Genomic DNA, 24,184 nt, shown 5'->3' with positions numbered 1-24,184 from the left:
GCCTGAACGCGATAAACGGCAGCGGTAGCGCTGCCGTTTTTTTATGCAAAATCAGGGGTGGAAGGTTTTACCTTTTCACGTATTGCTGCACACTTAGAAGGATTCATTCGCAAAAGGAGTCGATGATGTGGTATCAGCAAACCCTGACGCTTGGGCCAAAATCCCGCGGTTTTCATCTGGTCACCGATGAGGTCCTCGGTCAGATTCGCGGGCTGTCCGGGGTGAAGGTTGGCCTGCTGCACCTCCTGCTCCAGCATACTTCCGCTTCCCTGACGCTCAACGAAAACTGCGATCCCACCGTCCGCTATGACATGGAGCAGTATTTTCTCAACGCCGTGCCGGACAATGCGCCGTACGAACATGATTATGAAGGTCCTGACGATATGCCTTCGCACATCAAATCATCGATGCTTGGCGTGTCGCTGATGCTGCCGGTCGAGGACGGGCGCGTCAGGCTGGGAACCTGGCAGGGCATCTGGCTGGGGGAGCATCGGATACACGGCGGTTCGCGGCACATCGTTGCGACGCTCATGGGGGAATAAAAGATGACAATTTCGGAGTTATTGCAGTACTGCATGGCGAAACCGGGAGCGGAGCAGAGCGTCCATAGCGACTGGAAAGCCACGCAGATCAAAGTCTCGGACGTGCTGTTTGCCATGGTGAAGGAAGTGGAGGACCAGCGGCCGGCGGTCGCGCTGAAAGCGAGCCCGGAACTGGCGGAGCTGCTGCGAGAGCAGCATCGCGATGTCCGGCCCAGCAAGCATCTCAATAAAGCGCACTGGAGCACCGTCTTTCTGGATGGCTCGCTGCCGGATTCGCAAATCTACTACCTGGTCGATGCATCTTACCAGCAGGCGGTGAAAATGCTGCCGGAGTCGGTCCGGCAGCAGCTATCCCGCTAATTATTTCAGCATCGGCTTCAGGAAGCGCGCGGTGTGCGAGGCTTCGCACTCGGCGACGGTCTCAGGTGTACCGGAGACCAGTATTTCGCCGCCGCCGCTACCGCCTTCCGGACCCAGATCGACAATCCAGTCGGCAGTTTTAATCACATCGAGGTTATGCTCAATCACCACGATGGTATTGCCCTGATCGCGCAGCTGATGCAGCACTTCCAGCAACTGCTGAATATCGGCGAAGTGCAGACCCGTGGTCGGCTCATCGAGGATATACAGCGTCTGGCCGGTACCGCGTTTGGAGAGTTCGCGCGCCAGCTTCACGCGCTGCGCCTCGCCGCCGGACAGCGTCGTCGCCGACTGGCCGAGACGGATATAGGTCAGGCCGACGTCCATCAGGGTTTGCAGCTTACGCGCCAGCGCCGGTACGGCATCAAAGAATTCACGCGCCTCTTCAATGGTCATATCCAGCACTTCGTGGATGGTCTTACCCTTGTACTTAATCTCCAGCGTTTCGCGGTTATAGCGTTTGCCTTTGCACTGGTCGCACGGCACATAGATATCCGGCAGGAAGTGCATCTCAACCTTAATGACGCCATCACCCTGGCAGGCTTCACAGCGCCCGCCGCGAACGTTAAAACTAAAGCGCCCTGGCGTATAGCCGCGTGAACGTGATTCCGGCACCCCGGCGAACAGTTCGCGCACCGGCGTAAACACCCCGGTATAGGTCGCCGGGTTGGAGCGCGGCGTACGGCCGATCGGGCTCTGGTCGATATCGATCACTTTATCGAAGTGCTCCAGCCCCTGGATATCGCGATACGGCGCCGGTTCGGCGATGGTCGCGCCGTTAAGCTGGCGCTGAGCAATCGGGAACAGGGTGTCGTTAATCAGCGTCGATTTACCCGAGCCGGAAACGCCGGTAATGCAGGTAAACAGACCGACCGGCAGGGTCAGCGTCACATCCTTCAGGTTGTTGCCGCGCGCGCCGGTCAGTTTCAGCACTTTTTCCGGATTGGCGGGTACGCGCTGTTTCGGCACTTCGATTTTGCGCTTACCGCTCATGAACTGCCCGGTGAGGGATTCTGGTACCGCCATAATGGCGTCCAGTGGCCCTTCGGCCACCACCTGGCCGCCGTGGACCCCAGCGCCAGGGCCGATATCGATCACATGGTCGGCGGCGCGAATCGCGTCTTCGTCATGCTCAACGACGATCACCGTGTTGCCTAAATTACGCAGATGGATCAGGGTACCCAGCAGGCGTTCGTTATCGCGCTGGTGCAGGCCGATAGAAGGCTCATCCAGCACGTACATCACACCAACCAGCCCGGCGCCAATCTGGCTCGCCAGACGGATACGCTGGGCTTCGCCGCCGGAGAGCGTTTCCGCCGAACGGGAAAGCGTCAGATAGTTCAGACCGACGTTGACAAGGAACTTCAGGCGATCGCCGATCTCTTTCAGCACTTTCTCAGCGATTTGCGCCCGCTGGCCGGAGAGCTTCAGGTTGTTGAAGAAGTCCATCGCGTGGCCGATGCTCATATCGGAAATGGTCGGCAGCGGGGTGTTCTCTACAAACACGTGGCGCGCTTCACGACGCAGCCGCGTGCCGTCACAGCTGGCGCATGGGCGGTTGCTGATGAATTTCGCCAGCTCTTCGCGCACGGCGCTGGATTCCGTCTCTTTGTAACGGCGCTCCATATTGTGCAGAACGCCTTCGAACGGGTGACGACGTACCGAGGTGTCGCCGCGATCGTTCATGTATTTGAATTCAATATTCTCTTTACCGGAACCGTACAGGACCACTTTCTGCACGCTGGCGCTGAGGGTGCCCCACGGCGCTTCGACGTCGAATTTATAGTGCTCCGCCAGCGACTTCAGCATCTGGAAGTAGTAGAAGTTGCGGCGATCCCAGCCGCGGATGGCGCCGCCCGCCAGCGACAGCTCCGGATTCTGCACCACGCGGTCGGGATCGAAATATTGCTGAACGCCGAGGCCGTCGCAGGTCGGGCAGGCGCCCGCCGGGTTGTTGAAGGAGAACAGGCGCGGCTCCAGCTCGCGCATGCTATAGCCGCAGATCGGGCAGGCGAAGTTAGCGGAAAACAGCAGTTCTTCCGCTTTTTCATCATCCATATTGGCCACAATGGCGGTACCGCCGGAGAGCTCCAGCGCGGTTTCGAACGACTCGGCCAGGCGCTGCGCCAGATCGTCGCGCACCTTAAAGCGGTCGATGACCACCTCGATGGTGTGCTTCTTCTGCAGCTCCAGCTTCGGCGGATCCGAAAGATCGCAGACTTCGCCGTCGATCCGCGCGCGGATGTAGCCCTGGCTGGCGAGGTTTTCCAGGGTTTTGGTGTGCTCGCCTTTACGCTCTTTAATAATGGGCGCCAGCAGCATCAGGCGCAGGCCTTCCGGCTGCGCGAGGACGTTATCGACCATCTGGCTGACGGTTTGCGCCGCCAGCGGCACGTCGTGATCCGGACAGCGCGGTTCACCGACGCGGGCGTACAGCAGACGCAGGTAGTCGTGAATTTCGGTAATGGTACCCACCGTCGAACGGGGGTTGTGAGAGGTTGATTTCTGTTCGATGGAAATCGCCGGCGACAGCCCTTCGATATGGTCGACGTCCGGCTTCTCCATCAGCGACAGGAACTGTCGCGCATAGGCGGAGAGCGATTCGACGTAGCGACGCTGGCCTTCGGCATACAGGGTGTCGAAAGCGAGTGAAGATTTGCCAGACCCGGAAAGCCCGGTGACGACAATGAGTTTGTCGCGCGGGATAACGAGGTTGATGTTTTTGAGATTATGGGTGCGGGCGCCCCGAACTTCGATCTTATCCATTCACCTTTCCCGGTAGGTAGATACACGGATTGCCTGGTTTGCTTGAAGGACAAACGGCAGAAACGGCTAATTATGACACAATTTAACCTGAATGAATATACAGTATCGGAATGCAAATTCAGGGGGAGTGTGCAACAATGTCTTGTACGAGTGCTATCTCTGGAATCAGCCTCGCAGCTATCAAAATGCTACGTGGAAATGGTACACTCGCGCGTTTAAACTATTAAGAAACGTATTCAGGAGACACGAACATGGCCAGCAGAGGCGTAAACAAGGTGATTCTCGTCGGTAATCTGGGGCAGGACCCGGAAGTACGCTACATGCCAAGTGGCGGCGCTGTCGCCAACTTCACGCTGGCAACTTCCGAATCCTGGCGTGACAAGCAGACCGGCGAAATGAAAGAGCAGACCGAGTGGCACCGCGTTGTGCTGTTCGGCAAACTGGCGGAAGTCGCTGGCGAGTATCTGCGCAAAGGCTCTCAGGTATATATCGAAGGCCAGCTGCGTACCCGCAAGTGGACCGATCAATCCGGTCAGGAGAAATACACCACCGAAGTCGTGGTTAACGTTGGCGGCACCATGCAGATGCTGGGCGGCCGTCAGGGTGGCGGCGCGCCGGCAGGCGGCGGCCAGCAGCAGGGCGGTTGGGGTCAGCCTCAGCAGCCGCAGGGCGGCAACCAGTTCAGCGGCGGCGCACAGTCCCGTCCGCAGCAGCAGGCCCCGGCAGCGCCTTCTTCTAACGAACCGCCGATGGACTTCGACGACGACATCCCGTTTTAAGGCTTGCCTTAAACGCGTTGCCTGCGCCGTAAAATACAAAAAGCCCCGGTTTCGCCGGGGCTTTTTCTTTATCCTTTCAGCATTTTTTCTGCGCCACCGTGTCAGAACCGGTTTTTAACCTGCGGCGACGAGCGTTTCAGGCAGAGGGCGCCTGAGCGGTCTCCGGCGTCGCCACGCTGGGCTGCGGTTTCACTGGCTCTGCTGCTGGCTCCTGTCGCGGCGCGGCCGTCGCTTTCTGTTTGCGGGCCATATCATCGACGATCAGCCGATAGGCGATGTAATACTTATAGATATTACTGACGTAGGTGACCGTCTCGGCGCCAATTTTTTCTGCCGCCAGATTTTCGACATTACCGAACCAGACGTTCGGGTCAAATCCTCGCTGTTTAGTCATGGTGCGCAGGCGGGCGATACGCGCCGGACCCGCGTTATAGGAGGCAAAGGCAAACAGCGCCTTATCGAGCCGGGTCATGGGCTCATCAGCATAGTAGCGATCTATCATCCAGCGCATGTATTTCACGCCAGCATGGATGTTGGGATCCAGCTGTTTAATATCGCCCACTTTCAGCTCTTTTCCGGTGCTGGGCATCACCTGCATTACCCCGACGGCGCCGACGTGGCTTCGCACCGACTGGTTCAGTCGCGATTCCTGGTACCCCTGGGCCGCCATCAGCAGCCAGTCGACATCGTAGCGATCGCCATATTTGCGGAAGACTTCCACCATGGCGAGGAACTTGCGCCTTTCCTTACTCGCGGCGGCATTTTTGACATATTTGGCATTTTTCAGGTAACGCAGCAGGAGGGTATTACCCAGCGTGGTGCCCTGACGATTCTTTTTGACGAAGTTGTTTAGCACCGCCAGCAGCTGCGGGCTGTCTTTGCGTACCGCCCAGGCAATGTTGCCGCCGTCGCGCAGCACCACGTTGTCATGGACCTGAATTTTCGGAAACACCTGTTTCCAGAAAACGGCTTTGTGTTGATCGACGACGATCAGCGGAATCAGCCCGGCGTTGAGCATTTCCAGCAGATCTTCATCCTCCAGCGCTTCCGGCGCTGCCTCCAGGATAACCGGCGGCCGCGACTCACTGGCAAATCGGGCATTCAGCGCCTGCAGACTCTCGTAATAGCTGGAGGAGCGGCGAACAAAGACGGTTTGGCCGGAGAGCTGCTCCAGGCTGTCGATCTTCGGCGATGCCGGCCCGGAGATCAGTAATTCTTTCACGTTGCTGTAGAGCGGCTGGGCGAAATCGACCTGGGCTTCCCGCAAGGGCGTGATGGTCAGATTGGCAGCCGCAATATCGCCTTTACCTTCATTAAGCGCGATAAAGAGATTATCCCGGCTGACCGGCACAAAAACGATATGCAGCTTCAGGTGGCGCTGTTTGAGCTTTTTATCCTTCGCCAACTGCTTATTCAGATCGTTTTCCAGCGCCATAAAGATATCGTGGGTTGCTCCGCGCTGAGTGCCTTTATCAATAAAAAAGAAGGTCTTGCTGTAGGTGGTTAATACCCGAATGGTGCGCCGCTCGGTCATGCCGGGCAGATCGCCTTTCCATGGCTGCAGCATATCGTCGATGTGGATCGACAGCGTATTGTCTTCGGTTGCGACTGGCGGCGCTTTTTCCGCCTCCGCCGCAAGCAGGATAGGGGCGAATAACAGCGCCGCGAGGCAGGTGAGCCAGGCGATAAACAGGCGTGATAGCAAGTTGGCGTTCATGGAGGAACACTCCGCAGGGGGATGTGATTATTTTAGCAGAACGGCTGCCGTTAGCCGGGCACGACAAGGGCGTAAAAAACATAACGATGCCGACAAATAGTCTTCTCCCATTCTATCGCTTGCTATTAATGTGCTTTTATCTTTACTTTAACTATGGAGATAATATGGCGGAAATGTGTTTTTTTAATGATAAATAGAAAATGATGATGATATTTTTATTTTATTCTTCTCCATTTGTTTTGTTGTAACCGTTTGATTATTTGTGTTTATTTTATTTTTCTCCGATATTGATTATTATCATCTTGATAATGAATCTCATTTTTATTACCGTAGCACAGCACATTACTCTTATTATTCGCTGTCTGGATTACGCTATCAAAGAATAGCGCGCAGCGCTTTTTCTCTAATGATGAAACAGGGCACTTAATTTTATTATGCCTCATGCTGTTTTCTTATTCCCATGACTATCGGGAAGGGGCTGACCTACGCCAAAATCTGGCGAGGCGCAGAGGCGAGTATTTTATCCCATTGTTTTTTCAATTGGGGAAGGCGTTATGCCCGACAGCAACAGAAAACAGGGCATATTCTATGAAATACACGTCTCACTTCCCGCTGGGGATCGTCATTCCTTTGCTCGCCTGTAGCGTGCCGCTGCAGGCGGCAGAGAATATGACAGAACAATCGACGCGCGATAAGAGCACCCCAACGGCCGAAAACCAGGAGGAAACGATGGTGGTGACCGCTGCCAGGCAGAACCTGCAGGCACCGGGCGTGTCGACCATTACCGCAGAGGAGATTCGCAAACATCCCCCCGCCCGCGATGTATCGGAGTTAATTCGTACGCAACCTGGGGTAAACCTGACCGGCAACTCCACCAGTGGTCAGCGCGGCAACAACCGGCAAATTGATATCCGTGGCATGGGGCCCGAGAATACGCTGGTGCTGGTCGATGGTAAACCGGTGACCAGCCGTAACTCGGTGCGGTATGGCTGGCGCGGCGATCGTGACTCCCGCGGCGATACCAGTTGGGTGCCAGCGGAGATGATCGATCATATCGATGTGATCCGCGGCCCGGCGGCGGCGCGCTATGGTAATGGCGCGATGGGCGGGGTCGTCAACATCGTGACCAAACCGACCACGCCAGAATGGCACGGGTCGTGGAATACCTATATGAATGCTCCGCAGCACCGTAAAGAAGGGGCGACGAAACGTACCAACTTTAGCCTCAATGGTCCACTGTCGGACAGTGTCAGCTTCAATCTCTGGGGTAATCTGAGTAAAACCCAGGCTGATGCTCAGGACATTAACGCCGGGCATGAAGCGGAGCGTACCGGTTCCTACGCCGGTTCTTATCCCGCCGGACGTGAAGGGGTGGTGAACAAAGATATTCACAGTAAGCTACGCTGGGAGTTCGCCCCGATGCAGGCCCTGGAGTTTGAGGCCGGCTACAGCCGCCAGGGCAACCTCTATGCCGGCGACACGCAAAACACCAATACCAGTACGTTGGTGAAGAGTATGTACGGGAAAGAGACCAACCGTCTCTACCGGCAAACTTACGGCGTCACATGGACCGGCGGCTGGGATAATGGCGTGACCAGCAACAGCTATGCCCAGTACGAACACACCCGTAACTCGCGAATGAATGAAGGGCTGGCGGGCGGTACGGAAGGGATCTTCTCCAGTAGCGAGTTTTCAGATATCGATCTGGCCGATGTCCTGCTACATAGCGAAGTGAATATTCCGTTTACGCTGGGGGTCGATCAGAATCTGACGCTGGGCACCGAATGGAATCAGCAGCGGATGAAAGATGGCGTATCGACAACCCAGGCGCTCTCTTACGGGACTATCGACGGTGTGTCGGCTACCGGTCGTAGCCCGTACTCCAGCGCCGAGATCTTCTCGCTGTTTACCGAAGATAATATGGCGCTAACGGACAGTACCATGCTGACACCCGCCCTGCGCTTCGATCACCACAGCATCGTCGGCAATAACTGGAGCCCCTCACTGAACCTCTCCCAGGAGTTGACGGATGACTGGACGCTGAAGCTGGGCATTGCCCGCGCTTACAAGGCACCTAACCTCTACCAGTTGAACCCGAACTATATTCTCTACAGCAACGGTCAAGGCTGTTATGCCAGTAGTTCCGCCTGCTATCTGATGGGGAATAGCGACCTGAAAGCGGAGACCAGCGTTAATAAAGAGATTGGTCTTGAGTACAAGCATGATGGCTATCAGGCGGGAATCACCTGGTTCCGTAACGACTATCACAACAAGATTGAGTCAGGGTACGCGGCGGTGGGCACCGCCAGCAACGGCACCACCAATATCTATCAGTGGGAAAACGTACCAAAGGCGTTAGTGGAAGGCCTGGAAGGAACGCTGAATCTTCCGGTGGGGGAGACGGTTAACTGGAGCAATAACCTGACATGGATGCTGCAGAGCAAGAATAAGACGACCGGCGACCGGCTGTCAGTGATCCCGCAGTTTACCCTGAACTCGACTTTGAGCTGGCAGGTTCGTGAAGATCTCTCCCTGCAGAGCACCTTTACCTGGTATGGTCGACAGAAACCAAAACGCTTTAATTATAAGGGCGAGGCGGTCAGCGGCAGCGAACTAAACGAAGTCAGCCCATACAGCATTGTCGGCCTCAGTGCGACCTGGGATGTGAACAAAAATCTGAGCTTCACCAGCGGGATAGATAACCTGTTTGATATTCGCCACTACCGGGCAGGGAATGCGCAAACGACCGGCAACGCGACGACGGGGGCTTATCTGTATGGCGCGGGTGCGGAGACCTATAACGAGTCGGGGCGGACCTTCTTTATGAGCGTTAATACTCATTTCTGATGATCCTGATGAGGAGTAAACCGGGTGCAGCGCGACCCGGTTTTTTTATTTCAGATGAGAGCGGAGGAGGCGGTTATAAATCGTGACAAAATCTTCACGCCCTCTACATTATTAGCTCAACATATCCTTTTATACTGATTTCCGTCGCGCAAGGTCGTTGATCCCGACCGGGTTCGATAATAGCATCCTGCTATTTCCCTTCTGTAATATCCCCTGTCCCCCTTCCATTCCCAACCGCAGCGATGCGGAGGAGGGGGACCTCCTTATTTTTGCCGCGTGATCTGATAGCGATACTGAGTGGGTGTGAGCGCATAATATTTTTTGAAGGTACGATTAAACGCACTGAGATCGTCATAACCGACCATCATACAAATATCGACGATTCGGTAACCAGGCGTCGTCAGCAATAAACGGCAACACAGCGACATGCGCTGCTGGCGGATATATTCCATGGGCGAACGATCAAAATAATGGCGGAAGAGTCGAAATAAATGCCAGGGGGAATAACCAGAGATATCGCTCAGATCGTCGACGGTCAGTTTCTTATCCAGATTATTATCGATCCACAAGAGCAGGTCGTTTAATACCGATTGCTGGAGCGTTTTGCTACGCATGATTGCGGCTAATCCCATAACGAATGGCTCCTCAGCGAGGAGCCTTGGGGTTTATTGAACAGTGAGTTCGCCGTGGCGAACCTGATAATTTTTTTGATTATCAGGGCCAATATAGTCGCTGGCGGGTTTTGCCAGCTGCAGATGACCAAACGCGGTTGATTGCTCTGCATGATAATTTTCGCCGTCATTCACGTCGCCGTGCCCGTTATAACGGGCAATGGCCGGAAAGGGGTACGCCAGGCGAGTCGCGATAACGGCTGGGGCGGCGTCAGCGAAAGGCTGACTGACTTTCTGCACGCCGTGAAACTGCGTTTGGGCATCTGGTTTTTCTGTCATCGGCGGCAGGCTGGTGGCGGCTGGCGCCCGTTTTCCGGCCATGATCTCTTGCGGCGCGATGCCTTCCTCGGTCCAGCGCATCAGCGGGGTAAGGAGATCAATTTGATCGTAACCTTCGCCATTACCGCAATGGGCTACCCCAGGCAGCAGGAATAACCGCAGGAAGGTATCCGTTGCGGCATGGCCCATCTCTGCTTCTACGCCGCGGTAATAGGCGATAGAAAAGGCTGGGCTGACGGAGTCATCGGCCAGACCGTGCCACAGGATAAGCTTGCCGCCGCGCTGTTGATAGGCATGAAGATTGGTATTTGCCGCGTTATAGAGCGGTGCCAGTTGAGCGACGGCGTCAAAATTCTGCTGGTTCAGTGGGAAATCCCGCATCGATTGGATCTTCTGTTTTCCTCCCGGCAGGAGCACGGATTGCAGAGCCGGCAGTACCATCATTTCCGACATCGAGTGGCCGGTCGGGGTCTCGGGCACCGGCCAGCGTAGCTCGGAGCCCAGCGGCAGACCGCCAGCGACAAACTGGGCGCCGTGGCTGTCGTAAGCGCCGCGGTAGAGTTTTTTCACCACCTCGATCTCTTCCTGCGTCAGGCAGGTAGAACGGTCCTGAGCATCGGCAGGACAGCGGGGGAGCCATGACTCAGAGAACTGACAGGCATACGGATTTTGCAGGATACCATCCTGCACGCCGGAAAGCGTCGGGCAGTGAGCCAGCACGGCCTGGTGAATCAGAGGAAGGCGATCTTTCAGCAGGATAGCGGTACCGTCCGGACGCTGATTGGCGGCCACATTCCAGCCGTGGAAGAAGGAATTCTGAAACTGGAAAAAGGCCGCAGGCGCGCCAGCGCTGATACCGTCAAAATCTTGCGGAAAGCGCTGTGCTTCCATCAATGCTTCGCGACCGCCGTCTGAGCAGCCCATAAAGTACGCGTACTTTGGTTGCTGGCGGTAAAGCGTCTGAATCACCGCTTTGGTCAGCACGGCGGTCAGGTGGTTGGCGCGCCAGGCAAAATCGATGCGCTTTTGCGGATCCTCGGCCCATGAAGCATCCATCATACTGCCATGGTGCCCCATATCGGTTGCTGCCACCACAAACTCGCCGTTCATTGCCGGCAGGCAGCCGCTGGCATTCGACAGACTCAGGTTAATACTCCCGCACAGTCCGCCGCAGCCGACCTGCAAGAAACGTTGACTCCAGCGTTGGGTCGGCAGGGCAATCTGCACGCCAATCTGGGGGGCGATAGTGGCGCTCACCTTGCACCAGCTTCCCTGCGCGGAGGTTTGCATTTCAGTGTGGTTGATAGTGACCTTTGCGCCAACGGCGGCGCTGAAGTCGGTCGCGCTCAGCGCATCGCATGTTAGCGCGGGGAGAACCATCGGCAGACTGGCGGCAGCCTGCGTGGGTGAAGCGAACGATAACCCAAAGAGGGTGCAGAGGATGACGGGTAAGATCGTCTTGAGTAAGCGTGTCATACGCAGTTCCCTGTTGCTAATGATGGGAGGCGGCAGGATGGCGAAGCCTATGCCTCACCTTCCCTGGCGAGGCGCCACTGCTTGGCTATTGTAGATAACGATAGACTTTCCTTGATGCCTTGATAAGGCGACCCTACTGTATTCTGCTATTTTGAGGAAAATATGGAGATGTTCGTTAACGGCCTTTGGCAGTGTATACGGGGTAGAATGTTGTGATATCAGTTGCATAATTTATTCAATTTCTCTTCATTATATCTGCTGGGTTTCAGGATATTTTTCTCCCTGTTCCTGGTGATCCCAGAGAGCATCATTCCTAACGAGAATTTTCCCCCTTTCCATTAACAAGAAAGGGGGCTTTTTTAATAAAAAACGTTCAGGTAAATCTAAATATAGCTCTGGTGTTGGCCATTAGAACCACGGCGTTCAGCAAAAGTTCCATCATTAAATATATTTTTAAAGATGATTTAACATCCTTTTTTTCTCCATTTTATCGCCATAATTGCATGTAATTCTGCGCCTCGCTCAGGTTATTTTCTGTCGCACATTTTAGAGATGCATCCTGAACAAATAAGCTCAACACCAGCAGAATACTGCTATTGCTCATTATCTCGTAGACGACACATTCATGTTAAAAAAGACTCATATCATCAGCGGATTATTGATCGCCCCTTTAACGTTATATGCCGCAACATCATATCAAGTTGATGATATCCGTTTTGAAGGGCTACAGCGCGTGACCGTCGGGGCAGCGCTATTAAGTATGCCATTGCACGCGGGAGATGCGGTGACGCCAGAAGATGTCAGCGAGGCTGTGCGCGCGCTGTATGCGAGCGGCAATTTCGAGAATGTGCAGATCCTGCGCGATGGGAAAACGCTGGTGGTGCAGGTTAAGGAACGGCCCACTATTGCCAGCGTCAGTTTTTCCGGGAATAAGTCAGTGAAGGATGATGCGCTAAAGGAAAATCTCACCGCGTCCGGTATTTCTGCAGGTAGCGCACTGGACAGAAATTCGCTTAGCGAAATAGAAAAAGGGTTACAGGATTTCTATTACAGTGCGGGGAAATACAGTGCGCAGGTTCACGCGGTGGTGACCCCGTTACCGCGTAATCGCGTTGACTTAACGTTCGTCTTTCAGGAAGGCATCTCGGCGAAAATCGCACAAATAAACATTATCGGTAATCAGGCGTTTCGGGAAGAGACGCTCCTGGACCAGCTTCAGCTACGCGATAATGTGCCGTGGTGGAACGTGGTAGCCGATAAAAAATACCAGAAGCAGAAGCTGGAAGCCGATCTGGAAACGCTGCGCAGTTTTTATCTCGATCGCGGCTATGCGCGCTTTGCTATCGAGTCCACGCTGGTCAGTATGACGCCAGATAAAAAATCCCTGTATATCACTATCGCCCTCAATGAAGGCGAACGTTATCGGGTCGACCGAACTCAGGTGACAGGCGACCTGGCGCAGCATGGCCCAGAGATCGAGGCCCTTGCCCAGCCGCTGGCGGGGGCATGGTACAGCGGGGCGCAAGTCACCACAGTTGAAAATGAGATCAAAAAGCGTTTCGGTAAGTATGGTTATGCCTGGCCGCAGGTGACGACCACGCCGGAAATCGATGATGCGCATCACCGCGTGGCGCTGCATATTCAGGTCAACGCGGGCCGCCGCTACTCGGTACGCCAGATCCGATTTTCCGGTAACGACACCTCCCGGGACGCGGTGCTGCGTCGTGAAATGCGCCAAATGGAAGGGGCGTGGCTCAACAACGAAAAAGTCGAACAAGGGAAAGTACGTCTTGACCGAACGGGTTTTTTTGAGAACGTTGAACAGCAGATCGTTCCGGTCAGTGGGACGGCAGATCAGGTCGATGTGGTCTACAAGGTGAAGGAGCGCAACACCGGCTCATTTAACGTGGGCCTGGGATTTGGTACGGACAGCGGCGTGAGCTATCAGCTTGGCGTGACTCAGGATAACTGGCTGGGAACGGGTAATAGCGTTAGCTTCAACGGGACGCGCAACAGCTACCAGTCTTATCTTGAACTGGGGGCGACGAACCCGTGGTTTACCGTCGATGGCATCAGCCTGGGCGGAAAGATTTTTTATAACAGCTATGATGCTTCCGATGCGGATGCCGGGAGCTATAACCAGCAGAGCTATGGCTTAGGCAGTACGCTGGGGTTTCCCATTAGCGAAAATAACTCCCTGAACCTGGGACTGGATTATGTTCATAATCGCCTGACCAATATGGATCCGGAGCTGACGACCTGGCGCTACCTCAGCTCCCGGGGAATCGAGCCCAGCGTGGTGACGAAAGATGGCGACAGCGGCGCGAAATATAGCGCCAACGACTATTTTGTGAGTCTTGGATGGGGATATAACGATCTCGATCGCGGCTTCTTCCCGCGTGCGGGAAACAAGAGCAGTCTTAGCGGTAAAGTGACCCTCCCCGGTTCGGATAATAGCTACTACAAGCTCTCATTTGACACCGCCCAGTATCTGCCGCTGAGCGAGAATAAGCGCTGGGTCTGGATGGAACGTTTGCGTGCAGGCTATGCCGGTGGGTTAGACGGCAAAAGTGTACCGTTCTACGATAACTTTTACGCCGGCGGCTCGTCGTCAGTGCGCGGCTTCTCTTCTAACACCATTGGGCCTAAAGCGGCCTATTACCGCTGCAATGGTAGCGAAAGCAGCTATAGCGCCTGCCCGCTGGACGCCTCATCTGATGCGGTCGGCGGGAATGCCATGGCGGTGCTGAACAGCGAATTTATCATTCCAACCCCCTTTGTGAATGATAAGTACGCCGATAGCCTGCGAACCTCGCTGTTTGTTGATGCCGGGACGGTCTGGAGCACATCCTGGCAGAACACCGCGCAGACGCTGGCGGCAGGGATCCCTGATTACGGCGATCCGGGTCATATTCGTCTCTCCGCGGGGATTGCCGTGCAGTGGATGTCTCCCCTCGGTCCACTGGTCTTCTCCTGGGCAGAGCCGTTTAAAAAGTATGATGGCGATAAAGCAGAACAGTTTCAGTTTAATATTGGCAAAACCTGGTAAAAACGCAGGCAGGTCCAACGGGCCTGCCTGCCGTGTGGATCAGGGTTGCACCACTTTCCAGATGGTATATTTCTCTTCTCCCGGTTTAACCGCCTGAGCGAAGTGTTGGTTTAAATGGCTGGCGGTGAACATTACCGCGCCATCCGGGCCGATAGTCGGCGTATCGGGCCAGTACACGCGGTCGTCAGCGGCCAGCAGGGTGAACCGCCCGCTCTGCGGGCGATAACGGACAATACCGTTATGGGTCACATCGGTGATATAGAGTGCGCCATGCTTATCGACCACGATCCCATCGCTATTCCCGCCGACCTCACCCGCGGTACGGATGGCCGCGGCGAGCTGGCGTTCGTTCATCGCGGGATCGCGCAGCGCGGCGGTGGCGATGGTCCGCGCCGTGGTACCGGTGGTGACCGTCCAGTAGAGGGTTTCCTGGTCCGGTGACAGCGCAATACCATTGATACCAAGCATAATGGGGTTGCCCGGCCAGACCGTTTCCCCATGTGAAACCACCTGCAGACCGGCAACCGGCATCAACGCCGGGTGCTGGTTCAGTACCCGGCGGACCGCCCCACGGTTAGCATCCGCGACGATCAGTCCGGCCTGATTGTCCGGCGCGCTGCGCAGGCCGCTGTCGGCGATATACGCCACCCGGCGCGCCTCATCGACCACAATATCGTTGAGGAAGCTTCCTTCCCGGTCGGCGACGCTGTCGAGCGGAATACGCTGCACCAGATGACCGTCGCTGAGCGCATAGATCATGATTTTTTGCGCCCCCGGCGGCGCCGTCTTTTCCCCTGCGACAAAGCCCTGATCTAACGCCCATAGCCAGCCGTTGCGGTTATCGACGTAAAAGCCCAGCACATTGCGCAGGTGCGTGCGGGGATCGGCGCTGATGCTGTTGGCCGCGGTGGACGGAAAGGCGGTGAGTCGTGCCGGGCCGCTCAGGGACTTGGTATCGAGCAGGCTGAGCGTGGCGGGCGCCTGGGTCGAAATCAGACGTGGGGTGCTAACAAATGCCCGACCGGCGGCGTCAAAGTGCAATCCTGCGATGGGCGCATTGACGGAATGCGCATCGACGCGCTGCTGCCAGGTGACCCCGGTATAACTGCGCCATAGCGCCAGATGGGCAGGGGCGTCAGGCCCGGCCGCCAGTGCGGTCTGCCCCAGGGACAGCAGGCCGAGAACGAAGAGTGAAAAACGATGCATCATGGTCTCCAGAAAGCAGTAAAAAAGAGGGGCAGATGGCCCGGTTAAGCCTCGGTAAACGATTTTATTAAATCCCTTCGGGAAGATAAGATGCCTGGAATGACAATCATTTGTTCTCTGGAGAACCAAATGGCCCGGCGGTTTGATTATCTTGCGGATGTAGAAGTCTTTCTGGCGGTGGCCGAGCGCGGGTCGTTTACCGCCGGCGCGGTGGCGCTGTCGTCGACGCCGTCGGTGTTAAGCCGGGCCGTCACCCGTCTTGAAACGCGTCTGGGGTGCCAGCTGCTGCGCCGCTCCACCCGGCGGATCAGCCTGACCGAGGCCGGAAGCGCCTATCTGAGTCAGGTCCGCCAGGCGTTTGAGGTGCTGGATAATGCCGAACGGGAGACGCAGGGGCAAAAAGGGGCGTTATCCGGGCGCGTTAAATTGAGCGCCCCCACCACCTGGGGACACTATCGTTTGCCCGCCCGGCTGGCGTTGTACCGTCAGTTGCACCCCGACGTACAGATTGAGCTGAATATTACCAACCGTAATGTCGATATTATCGCTGAGGGCTTCGATCTGGTGGTGCGCCAGGGACATTTACCCGACAGCGGCCTGGTGGCAAAAAAGCTGGAAGATGCGGCGCTATGTCTGGTGGCCTCGCCGGCCTATTTACGCTCGACAGCGAGACCGCTGAGTAAAATAGCCGATTTGCGCCATCATTCATGCCTGACATTTATTATGCCGGCAACGGGAAAAGTCGCCGAATGGGTATTTCGTGAGGATGGCCGGGATATCAGCTGGCTGCCGACGTCATCTCTGCATGTCTCCGATGATGTGCTCGGGGTGGTCTCGCTGGCCCTGCAGGGGGCGGGGATCTGTCAGAGCTATGCGTTTATTGTGCAGGAGGCGATCGCGCGCGGGGAGCTGGTTCCTGTTCTTCCGGCGTTCGCCGGACGTTCACGGCCTTTCTCGGTGCTTTACCCGCCGCATAGAAGCCAGTCAGCCGCTGCCCGGGCATTAATTACCCTGCTGACCATGCCAGCCGAGGCGCTGGCGACGCTGTGCGCGACATTACCTGATGCCTATGGCTGAGGGCTCATCCACAAGGACTAAGACGTTTTGTCAATTATGTTTATATTATCTTATTTTTTATTATATTTTCTTTTCTGTGGTTAATTTATTTCTTTTTTTATAGAGGTTAACCATTAATCTCTTGATGAAAAATCAAGGTTACCGATAATGGGTTATGTTGTTAGGAATTGTCTTAAGTCACATAATTGTCAGGTGCGCTTGCAGTTTATAATGATGGATGCTATCACTATATAAGGTAATAATTTGTAGCATCTTTTATAAGGAAGGAATATGAAATGGACAATTCTTAATACTCTCATCTGCCCGCAATCCGGCATCGCCTTTTCAGCAATATCCAGCCTGCGTTTCTTAAAATTTATTATGTGGTACGAGGCCGATGTGATACTGCTGCCCGGTGAGTCGATGAAGCTCTATTCCTCGAGAGTTTTAATTAATGACCAGTATCATTCATTAAAAATCTACAATATTACGGTGTACGATGAGGCGCAATGGGAGAAATTACGCGAACGGCCATCTTGCCCGTATCAGGCTGGCGGCAAGCAGTCTGACTCCTGTTTTTTCCAGTCCTTTTGCGCGATTAAGCGCTGCCCGAATAATATTCCGCGCGGTGAACCCTGGCGTTAGCCCGAGAAAGCCGCCGGTCGGCTACCGGCGGCGCGATGTTATTTGACCAGCAGGGCGGCCATTCGTGGCTGGACGCTTGCGCAGCCGGCGAGGACGAGGTTGCCTTGCCGCAGCCCTTCATTGGCGAGAAATGCATTGCACGTTCCGCCCGCCTCCTCAATCAACAGCATACCCGCCAGCGCGTCCCAGCTGTTCATATGCGCTTCAAAATAGCCATGGATCTGACCGGCAGCGACATGCGCCAGCATCAGAGCGCCCGCGCCAAAACGGCGATACTCCAGGCCGGCGTCGAGCAGCGTGTCGATGGCCCGGGCATAGTCGCTGGCCGGGGCGCGGCTGGAGCGCCCCATGCCGATCACCACCGCGTCGGGATCCGGTTCACGCAGCGTCAGGCGACGACCGTTGAGAAACGCCCCTTCGCCGCGGCCGGCGAAGAAAAACTCATTGCGATCGGGGGCGTAGATGATGCCGAGCGAGAGTTCGCCCTGGCACACTCTCGCCAGTGAGATGCACCAGTAATCCATGCCAAGGATAAAGTTGGTGGTGCCATCCACGGGGTCAAGCACCCAGACGGTGTGCTCATCGCCTTCGAAACCGCTCTCTTCACCGAGGAAACCCTCCTGCGGAAAGTGCGCCTTCAGCCACCCTTTAATCTCCTGTTCTACCGCGAGATCTGCTTGCGAAACAAAGTCCTGGCGCGATTTTTTATCGACCTGCAATCCCGCATCGCGCAGCGCCTGGGCGTGGGCGCCTGCCTGGCGAATCAAGGCGCATAATGACTCTCGTTGTGCTTCCGTCATGGTCTTGCTCTCAGATAATAAAGGGCGACGTGCGCCGGTGAATTAATGTCACCTCCACCCAGGTGGTGCGTGAAGGTTGTAAAGGGTCGACGGTGCGCTCCTGCAGCCGGGCGAGTGCCTGGCGGGAGATCGCCGCCACATACTGATGTAGCGTGGTGAGCTGGTAGCTATATTGCGCGGTCGGCGGCGTGTTATCAAAACCAATCAACTGATAATCCTCAGGCGCCTGTTTGCCGCGCTGGCGCATTCCATCGAGAAAGCCGCAGGCAATCTGGGCGTTAGCGCAGAAGATCCCCTCCAGCGCCTCGTCGGCGAGCGCAGCGGCCTGAAACCCGCCCGTATAGCCCTCTTCCGGGCAGGCGAGGATCGCCAGATTGCGTTCGACGTCCACTCCGCGCGCCTGCAGTGCCCGGCTGAATGCTTCCCCACGCATGCGCCCGGCCCAGGTGGAAGGTGAGTGGTTGAGCCAGCCAAACCGCCGGCAGCCGCTGCGCAGCAGCTGGTCGGCCGCCAGTTCGGCGCCGGCGATGTTGTCAGAGCAGACATAATCCACCCCGGGTATCGTCGGCTGGCGGTTAATGCCCACTACCGGGATATGCTGCTGGACGCACTCATTCACCAACGCCTCCGGCGGCTGGCCGGAGGTGACGATAACGCCGGAGACGCGAAACTGCGTGAAACGGCGCAGGGTGTGCGCCAGGTCCTGCTCGCTGTGGATCTCGCTCACCAGCGCCTGAAAGCCCTGGCGCTGGATCTCGTTGAGCAGGGCATCAAGCAGGGCGCTGCGAAAAGGATCGCTGATGCGCGAGACGATCACGCCGATTAAGTGGCTGCGCTGGCGATTGAGCCCCTGGGCAAGAAAGTTAACCTGGTACCCCAGCTCTTCGGCGGCGCGCAGCACCCGCGCCCGGGCGTCGGGAGAGATGCTGCCGTTGCTGCTCAGCGCGCGTGACACCACCGCCCGCGAGACGCCGGCCAGTCTGGCCACATCCTGGGCGGTGACGCTGGGTTTACGTGGGCTCATAGGGCATGCGCCTCATCGGCGAATGCGGGACGCGGCAGCGTAAAGTGGTCCCCATCCTGCGACACGAATAATCCCTGCCACGGCTGACAGGCTTGCTTCAGCGCCGACAGGGCGGCGTCCTCGCAGTGATAGAGCCCCAGCGCCGGGAGCTGCAGCGTTCTGAACAGCATCAGGCAGGAGGGGAAATCGCCATGAGAAGCATCGTCGTCAAGGGCCGCCACTGAGGCACACTCCTGAAACGCCAGCCCGGCGCCGGCCATCAGGGCTATCGAGTCGGCGGTTGGCCGGCCATCGCCGCTGTAAAACAGCGTCTGCCCGGCAATGGTGATGCGGATGGCGCGATTACTCAGCTCATGCTGGGTGGCGGCGGTGCGGATCTGCCAGTCCTGCCACGTCCAGGCTTCGCGGCATTCCTGCCAGTCGATGGTGAAACCAGGATCCGCCTGAGGCCAGTTCGCCAGCGCGGTCAGCTGCATGAGCACCGGCTGCTGCGCTGGCTGGCAGTAGATAATCAGCGGCTTCTGACGGGAGCCACTTTTCCAGTAATTCAGCAGCGCCGTCAGACCGGTACAGTGATCCGGATGGACGTGGGTGAAGTAGATTGCGTCAATATCATTGACCCCACCGCCGCGCTGCCAGAGTGCGCGGGGAACGGTGGGGCCGCAGTCGATTAACCACTGTTTGTTGTCCGCGTCGATCACCCGCAGCGCGGAGGTATTTTGCGTGCAGGAAAAGGCGCTCCCGCAGCCAAGCACATCTATTTTCATTGACCCTCGCCAAAATTTTTTGCCGCTTAATTAAATTGTCATAAATACCCGACAAAGTAGGCTCACATCATGTCGAGTTAACGTTTCATTTTTTTTACAGCCAAATGAACACGTGTTCACCTTGCTAAAAAAATGCCGCAGCAGCGCTTTCAGGTAGCGAATATGAGTTATTTACAGATCACCGGCCTTAAAATTAGTTATGGCGATAACGTGGTTTTACATAATATCGATCTGGCGGTCGAGCAAGGGGAAATGATTGCCCTGCTGGGTCCGTCGGGATGCGGAAAAACCACGCTGCTGAACGCGCTCTGCGGCTTTATTCCGGTGCAAAGCGGCGAGATGGCGATTGCCAGTCGAACGATCACCCATCTTGCGCCGGAGCAGCGCAATATCACCATGGTGTTTCAAAGCTACGCCCTGTGGCCGCACCTGACGGTAGCGCGCAATATCGGCTATGGCCTGAAACTGCGCAAATGGCGCGGGGCGGATATCGCGCGGCGGGTGGCGGAGCTGCTGCGAATAGTGAATCTTGAGGGACTTGGCGAGGTGAAAGTGACCGAACTGTCGGGCGGTCAGCGGCAGCGGGTGGCGCTGGCAAGAGCCCTGGCCATAGAGCCCCAGGTGCTGGTGCTGGATGAGCCGTTATCTAATCTGGATGCCAAAGTGCGCCTGAATGTGCGCCATGAAATTAAATCTCTGCAAAAGAGACTGGGTTTCACGTCATTAATTGTCACCCACGATCAGCAGGAAGCCTTAGTGATGGCGGACCGCATTGCGGTACTAAATCAGGGGCGTATTGAACAAACTGGCACCCCGGAACAAATATATCAACGTCCCGCGACGCCCTTCGTCGCTGATTTTATGGGCGCCGATAATAAAATAACCTCCGGTGAATTATCCGCTGCCGCAATATCCGGTTTATCCGCCGCTCAGCAGGGGGAAAAAGTTATTTATTTTCGCAGCGCTGATGCCGCGCTCGCTGAACTAACGCAGCCTGCGCCGCTGGAGGGACTTGCTCTGGAGGGCGTGGTGGAGCAAAGCGCGTTTCTGGGCAATCTGTATCGCCACAGCGTGCGCTGTCATGACCGCCTGCTACTGGCCGATGCCGCGCAGTGCTGGCCGACAAAAAGCCGCGTTCGGCTCCATGTGCCAACGCCGGCCCTGCATATTTTTCCTTTACCACTATCACAGTGATATCAGCGTGTTCATTCTGGGGACAATCCATGTTGACTAAGACGAAAGCAGCGATCGTAACGACCCTCTTCCTGAGCCTTGGCGCACAGGCCGACACCATTCTGAATGTCGCCACCGCGGGCGATCAGAATATGGTGGATTATGTAAAAACCTGGCTGGGGCCAAAATTTGAAGCCGCTCATCCCGGCGTCAAGGTGCGGGTGATCGGTACCGGCCCCGGCGACGCCGGGTCGAATAAAATTAGCGAGAAGCTAACGGCCCAGCAGGAGAGCGGCGCGCAGCAGTGGGATATCGACGTCGCGGTAGTGCACCAGAAGGCGGGCGGTGAGCAGGTGGAAAAGGGATTACTGCAAAAATACCGTCAGGATATTCAGACCGGCGGCATGGTGAGTTCGCCGAGCGCCACTCAGGCGCTGGGCGTTAACGTCGATGGATACGTCATGCCGATGTTCTTAAGCCAGACCGCTATCGCCTGGAACAGCGATCTGCTCAGTACCCCACCGGCGTCGTATGACGAGCTGGTGGCCTGGACGCAGAAACATCCGCAGGCTTTTGGCTATAACGGCATCAAGAACGGCATGTCTGGCGTCAGCTTTGTGGTGGGCTGGATCTACGCCTACGGGACCGACGCCCAGCGTCTCTCCGCTGGGCCCTATGATAAAAGCGTCGAAAAAGGCTGGCAGCAGGCCTATGAGAAGCTGAAGGCGTTCAATAAAAACGTGACTTTCACCCCGGGCAACGCCGGGACGCTCGACATGCTGAGCCGGGAGGAAATCGCCATGGGCCCGGTGTGGGTCGATATGTTCTATAGCTGGAAAGATCAGGGCAAGCTGCCGCCCTCGATCAAGCTTGCTTTACTGGCGCCGGGTATGCCGGGTCAGCCGATGTATTACGTCATCCCGGCGAAGGCGGCGAATCCGCAGCTGGCGCGCGACTTTATCGCGCTGGCCACCAGCCCGGAAGTGCAGGCGCAGGGGATCGTTAAGCAGTTTAACTGGTATCCGGGCATCGACGCCGGGCAGGTGAAGCCGAAGCTGGATACGGCGACCTGGCAAAAGCTGTTTGCCGAAATCTCGCCGGAAGCGCTGGCAAAGTATGGCAAAAGCTTCCCGATCGCTCCCTATTTTGACGACATCAAAGAGGGTTACGAAAGCCAGGTGGCCAACTAACGCCTTCTCCCGCCCGGGTTGTCGGCCCGGGCGCTTTCTTGTGCTGACGCCAGGTGCATTATGTCCAGTTCATTAAAATATCTGCTGCTGGTTGCTCCGGCGGCGCTGATGATCGCGATCCTGTTTTTGTATCCGCTGGGGTTTTCGCTGGTCTCGGCGTTTACCGCGCCGGGACAGCCGTTCACGCTCGATCACTTCCGCAAGGTCTATGCGCTTTACGCCAGTGATGTGCTCTTTTCGCTGATTATCGTACTGGTCTCAGTGGCGCTGTTAGCGCTGATCGCCATTACCCTGTCGGCAGTGATTGCGCTGTCACCGTGCCGACCCGTTGTTCGTCTGCTGGGTTTTTTGTATCGCTTACCGCTGTTTATTCCGTTTATTGTCGTCGCCCAGATGATGCGCACTTTTCTCGCCAAAAATGGCCTGATGAACAATGCGCTGGTGGCGGCCGACCTGGTCACACCGCTGGAGACGCTCTCCTGGCTGGGATGGAAAGGGATAGTGATCACCTTTGTCTGGAAGCAACTGGCCTTTGCCACGCTGCTGATCTGCGGGGCGATGGCGGCGCTGGAGTCGTCGCAGATCCTTGCTGCGCGTAACCTTGGCGCCTCCCGGCCGCGGATCCTGTTCGATATCATGCTGCCGCAGGTCCTGCCGACCATCGGCGTGGCGCTGGTGCTGTCGACGGTGACCATGATGTCGGTGCTGTCGGTACCGTTGATGATCGGCGTCGGAACGCCGACGATGCTGACGGTGGATATGGCGTTTCGCGTGAATTCCTATGGCGATTACGCGGTGGCGAATGCGCTGGGTATGGTGTCGCTGGCGATCTGCGGCGCGCTGTCGTGGTTTTACCTGCGCCACAGCCTGCAGCAAAAAGGAGGGGAATCATGAAAGCGCTGACCCTCGCCTCATCCCCGTCATGGTGGATAAAAGGGCGCCGTAAAGTGCGCCCCAGCCTGGCGCTGCAGACCCTGCTGCTGCTGTTTATGCTGCTGGCGATGTTTGGCCCGTTGCTGAACCTGTTGATCTGGACCGTAGCGGAAAGCTGGTATTTTCCCCATTCGCTGCCCAGTCAGTGGGGTTTGAAGTACTGGTATCAGGTTTTCAATCCATACAGCGATGTGTCCGGTTCGCTGTTAACCAGCGTGTTGATCGCCCTGTTATCGGTGGGGGTCTGTTTGCTGATTTCCGTCCCCGCCGGCTATGCGCTTTCCCGGCGGAAAATGCCGCTGCGGGTGCTGTTTATGCTGCTGTTTCTCATCCCGCAGGCCTTTCCCAACCTGACGGTATACATGAATGTTGCCCGATTGTTTTATCAGTGGGGATTGAACGGCAGTATCGCAGGGGTGGTACTGGTGCATAGCGTTCACGGCCTGATGTATTCGGTGTGGATCTGTATGGCAGCCTTCTCATCCATCGACCCGCTGCTGGCGCGGGCGTCGCGTAACCTTGGCGCCGGACCGGTATATACCTTCTGGCACATTGTGCTGCCGCAGGCGGCGCCGGGGATCGTTGCCGCCAGCATCTTCGTTTTTCTGGAGTCGCTGGATGAGTTTACCGGCACCTTCTTTGTCGGCGCGCCGGATATCACCACGCTGCCGCTACTGCTCTATAACGCCAGCATGTCGGGTAACTATCAGGTCTCGTCGATTACGGCGCTGATTTTGCTGGTGCCATCGCTGCTCTTTATGGTGGTGATCCATAAATTTATGCGCCCGGAGATGATGGCGAAACTGGGGAAGTAAGGACCGTAGAAAACGAAAAAGCTTCCCGG

Annotated in this window: 19 protein-coding genes; 11 read left to right on the top strand and 8 right to left on the bottom strand. The window is 56.4% G+C overall.

Annotation, left to right across the window (positions count from 1 at the left end):
- Window positions 1-125: 125 nt before the first annotated feature.
- Together CW267_RS12445 and CW267_RS12440 are read left to right on the top strand one after the other, a co-directional pair.
- On the top strand, window positions 126-542 hold the full coding sequence (locus tag CW267_RS12445) for a secondary thiamine-phosphate synthase enzyme YjbQ (protein WP_008807295.1): 417 nt from the start codon (window positions 126-128) through the stop codon (window positions 540-542).
- Between the two features lie 3 nt (window positions 543-545).
- Window positions 546-902, top strand: a complete 357-nt coding sequence (locus tag CW267_RS12440) for an MmcQ/YjbR family DNA-binding protein (RefSeq protein ID WP_008807294.1) — start codon at window positions 546-548, stop codon at window positions 900-902.
- Here the strand turns inward: CW267_RS12440 and uvrA are convergent, their stop codons facing one another.
- Window positions 903-3,728: an excinuclease ABC subunit UvrA gene (uvrA, locus tag CW267_RS12435; RefSeq protein ID WP_008807293.1), complete on the bottom strand. Its 2,826-nt coding sequence runs from the start codon at window positions 3,726-3,728 to the stop codon at window positions 903-905.
- A gap of 251 nt (window positions 3,729-3,979) precedes the next feature.
- On the opposite strand from uvrA, the gene ssb1 reads away from it, so the two are divergent.
- Window positions 3,980-4,507: a single-stranded DNA-binding protein SSB1 gene (ssb1, locus tag CW267_RS12425; RefSeq protein WP_008807292.1), complete on the top strand. Its 528-nt coding sequence runs from the start codon at window positions 3,980-3,982 to the stop codon at window positions 4,505-4,507.
- A 136-nt stretch (window positions 4,508-4,643) separates the two neighbouring features.
- Here ssb1 and CW267_RS12420 read toward each other — a convergent pair whose 3' ends face one another.
- A complete protein-coding gene (locus CW267_RS12420; RefSeq protein ID WP_100781426.1) occupies window positions 4,644-6,224 on the bottom strand; it encodes a lytic transglycosylase F in 1,581 nt (526 codons plus the stop codon).
- A gap of 588 nt (window positions 6,225-6,812) precedes the next feature.
- On the opposite strand from CW267_RS12420, the gene CW267_RS12415 reads away from it, so the two are divergent.
- A complete protein-coding gene (locus tag CW267_RS12415; protein WP_008807289.1) occupies window positions 6,813-9,071 on the top strand; it encodes a TonB-dependent siderophore receptor in 2,259 nt (752 codons plus the stop codon).
- Between the two features lie 263 nt (window positions 9,072-9,334).
- Here CW267_RS12415 and CW267_RS12410 read toward each other — a convergent pair whose 3' ends face one another.
- Window positions 9,335-9,703, bottom strand: a complete 369-nt coding sequence (locus CW267_RS12410) for a helix-turn-helix transcriptional regulator (protein WP_008807288.1) — start codon at window positions 9,701-9,703, stop codon at window positions 9,335-9,337.
- A gap of 33 nt (window positions 9,704-9,736) precedes the next feature.
- Entirely contained in the window at window positions 9,737-11,497 is a 1,761-nt protein-coding gene (locus CW267_RS12405; protein ID WP_043875938.1) for a tannase/feruloyl esterase family alpha/beta hydrolase, read from the bottom strand.
- 625 nt (window positions 11,498-12,122) lie between these two features.
- Between CW267_RS12405 and bamA the strand changes: the two genes are divergently transcribed.
- Complete coding sequence (bamA, locus tag CW267_RS12395) at window positions 12,123-14,546, top strand: outer membrane protein assembly factor BamA (protein WP_032731696.1); 2,424 nt, start codon at window positions 12,123-12,125, stop codon at window positions 14,544-14,546.
- A gap of 39 nt (window positions 14,547-14,585) precedes the next feature.
- Here bamA and CW267_RS12390 read toward each other — a convergent pair whose 3' ends face one another.
- A complete protein-coding gene (locus CW267_RS12390) occupies window positions 14,586-15,752 on the bottom strand; it encodes an SMP-30/gluconolactonase/LRE family protein (protein ID WP_012969158.1) in 1,167 nt (388 codons plus the stop codon).
- Window positions 15,753-15,881: 129 nt separating this feature from the next.
- Between CW267_RS12390 and CW267_RS12385 the strand changes: the two genes are divergently transcribed.
- Together CW267_RS12385 and CW267_RS12380 are read left to right on the top strand one after the other, a co-directional pair.
- Window positions 15,882-16,829, top strand: a complete 948-nt coding sequence (locus CW267_RS12385) for a LysR family transcriptional regulator (protein ID WP_012543179.1) — start codon at window positions 15,882-15,884, stop codon at window positions 16,827-16,829.
- A 270-nt stretch (window positions 16,830-17,099) separates the two neighbouring features.
- Window positions 17,100-17,453 carry an anti-adapter protein IraM gene (locus tag CW267_RS12380; RefSeq protein ID WP_008807283.1) on the top strand — a complete coding sequence of 118 codons (354 nt, stop codon included), beginning with the start codon at window positions 17,100-17,102 and terminating at the stop codon, window positions 17,451-17,453.
- 38 nt (window positions 17,454-17,491) lie between these two features.
- Here the strand turns inward: CW267_RS12380 and CW267_RS12375 are convergent, their stop codons facing one another.
- Genes CW267_RS12375 through CW267_RS12365 form a run of 3 tightly spaced genes read right to left on the bottom strand, consistent with a single transcriptional unit; the run spans window position 17,492 to window position 20,044 of the window.
- Window positions 17,492-18,253 (bottom strand): inositol monophosphatase family protein, encoded by a 762-nt coding sequence (locus CW267_RS12375; RefSeq protein WP_012969157.1) that lies wholly within the window; start codon window positions 18,251-18,253, stop codon window positions 17,492-17,494.
- A 10-nt stretch (window positions 18,254-18,263) separates the two neighbouring features.
- On the bottom strand, window positions 18,264-19,277 hold the full coding sequence (locus CW267_RS12370; protein WP_100781427.1) for a LacI family DNA-binding transcriptional regulator: 1,014 nt from the start codon (window positions 19,275-19,277) through the stop codon (window positions 18,264-18,266).
- Window positions 19,274-20,044 (bottom strand): MBL fold metallo-hydrolase, encoded by a 771-nt coding sequence (locus CW267_RS12365; protein WP_032736693.1) that lies wholly within the window; start codon window positions 20,042-20,044, stop codon window positions 19,274-19,276. Before CW267_RS12365 ends, CW267_RS12370 begins: the two co-directional genes overlap by 4 nt.
- A 162-nt stretch (window positions 20,045-20,206) precedes the next feature.
- Here CW267_RS12365 and CW267_RS12360 point away from each other — a divergent pair, with 162 nt between their 5' ends.
- The 4 genes from CW267_RS12360 to CW267_RS12345 are packed head-to-tail and all read left to right on the top strand — an operon-like array spanning window position 20,207 to window position 24,155.
- The gene (locus CW267_RS12360) at window positions 20,207-21,238 is read left to right on the top strand and encodes an ABC transporter ATP-binding protein (protein ID WP_032736755.1); all 1,032 of its coding nucleotides are present in this window, start codon (window positions 20,207-20,209) and stop codon (window positions 21,236-21,238) included.
- Between the two features lie 29 nt (window positions 21,239-21,267).
- Entirely contained in the window at window positions 21,268-22,407 is a 1,140-nt protein-coding gene (locus CW267_RS12355) for an extracellular solute-binding protein (RefSeq protein ID WP_100781428.1), read from the top strand.
- Window positions 22,408-22,467: 60 nt separating this feature from the next.
- Window positions 22,468-23,301, top strand: a complete 834-nt coding sequence (locus CW267_RS12350; RefSeq protein WP_012969154.1) for an ABC transporter permease — start codon at window positions 22,468-22,470, stop codon at window positions 23,299-23,301.
- Window positions 23,298-24,155: an ABC transporter permease gene (locus tag CW267_RS12345; RefSeq protein ID WP_032736694.1), complete on the top strand. Its 858-nt coding sequence runs from the start codon at window positions 23,298-23,300 to the stop codon at window positions 24,153-24,155. The genes CW267_RS12350 and CW267_RS12345 overlap by 4 nt, the downstream gene beginning before the upstream one ends.
- Window positions 24,156-24,184 lie beyond the last annotated feature (29 nt).

The organism is Klebsiella sp. X1-16S-Nf21 (genome assembly GCF_002837615.1).
GTDB classification, from domain to species: Bacteria; Pseudomonadota; Gammaproteobacteria; order Enterobacterales; family Enterobacteriaceae; genus Klebsiella; species Klebsiella variicola.
Note: the sequence above shows the minus strand (reverse complement) of the source record. Positions and strands in the feature narration are given on the sequence as shown.

Coding starts and splice junctions, on each gene's coding strand:
- CW267_RS12445 (WP_008807295.1), top strand. CDS start 126: ATGTGGTATCAGCAAACCCTGACGCTTGGGCCAAAATCCCGCGGTTTT.
- CW267_RS12440 (WP_008807294.1), top strand. CDS start 546: ATGACAATTTCGGAGTTATTGCAGTACTGCATGGCGAAACCGGGAGCG.
- uvrA (WP_008807293.1), bottom strand. CDS start 3,728: ATGGATAAGATCGAAGTTCGGGGCGCCCGCACCCATAATCTCAAAAAC.
- ssb1 (WP_008807292.1), top strand. CDS start 3,980: ATGGCCAGCAGAGGCGTAAACAAGGTGATTCTCGTCGGTAATCTGGGG.
- CW267_RS12420 (WP_100781426.1), bottom strand. CDS start 6,224: ATGAACGCCAACTTGCTATCACGCCTGTTTATCGCCTGGCTCACCTGC.
- CW267_RS12415 (WP_008807289.1), top strand. CDS start 6,813: ATGAAATACACGTCTCACTTCCCGCTGGGGATCGTCATTCCTTTGCTC.
- CW267_RS12410 (WP_008807288.1), bottom strand. CDS start 9,703: ATGGGATTAGCCGCAATCATGCGTAGCAAAACGCTCCAGCAATCGGTA.
- CW267_RS12405 (WP_043875938.1), bottom strand. CDS start 11,497: ATGACACGCTTACTCAAGACGATCTTACCCGTCATCCTCTGCACCCTC.
- bamA (WP_032731696.1), top strand. CDS start 12,123: ATGTTAAAAAAGACTCATATCATCAGCGGATTATTGATCGCCCCTTTA.
- CW267_RS12390 (WP_012969158.1), bottom strand. CDS start 15,752: ATGCATCGTTTTTCACTCTTCGTTCTCGGCCTGCTGTCCCTGGGGCAG.
- CW267_RS12385 (WP_012543179.1), top strand. CDS start 15,882: ATGGCCCGGCGGTTTGATTATCTTGCGGATGTAGAAGTCTTTCTGGCG.
- CW267_RS12380 (WP_008807283.1), top strand. CDS start 17,100: ATGAAATGGACAATTCTTAATACTCTCATCTGCCCGCAATCCGGCATC.
- CW267_RS12375 (WP_012969157.1), bottom strand. CDS start 18,253: ATGACGGAAGCACAACGAGAGTCATTATGCGCCTTGATTCGCCAGGCA.
- CW267_RS12370 (WP_100781427.1), bottom strand. CDS start 19,277: ATGAGCCCACGTAAACCCAGCGTCACCGCCCAGGATGTGGCCAGACTG.
- CW267_RS12365 (WP_032736693.1), bottom strand. CDS start 20,044: ATGAAAATAGATGTGCTTGGCTGCGGGAGCGCCTTTTCCTGCACGCAA.
- CW267_RS12360 (WP_032736755.1), top strand. CDS start 20,207: ATGAGTTATTTACAGATCACCGGCCTTAAAATTAGTTATGGCGATAAC.
- CW267_RS12355 (WP_100781428.1), top strand. CDS start 21,268: ATGTTGACTAAGACGAAAGCAGCGATCGTAACGACCCTCTTCCTGAGC.
- CW267_RS12350 (WP_012969154.1), top strand. CDS start 22,468: ATGTCCAGTTCATTAAAATATCTGCTGCTGGTTGCTCCGGCGGCGCTG.
- CW267_RS12345 (WP_032736694.1), top strand. CDS start 23,298: ATGAAAGCGCTGACCCTCGCCTCATCCCCGTCATGGTGGATAAAAGGG.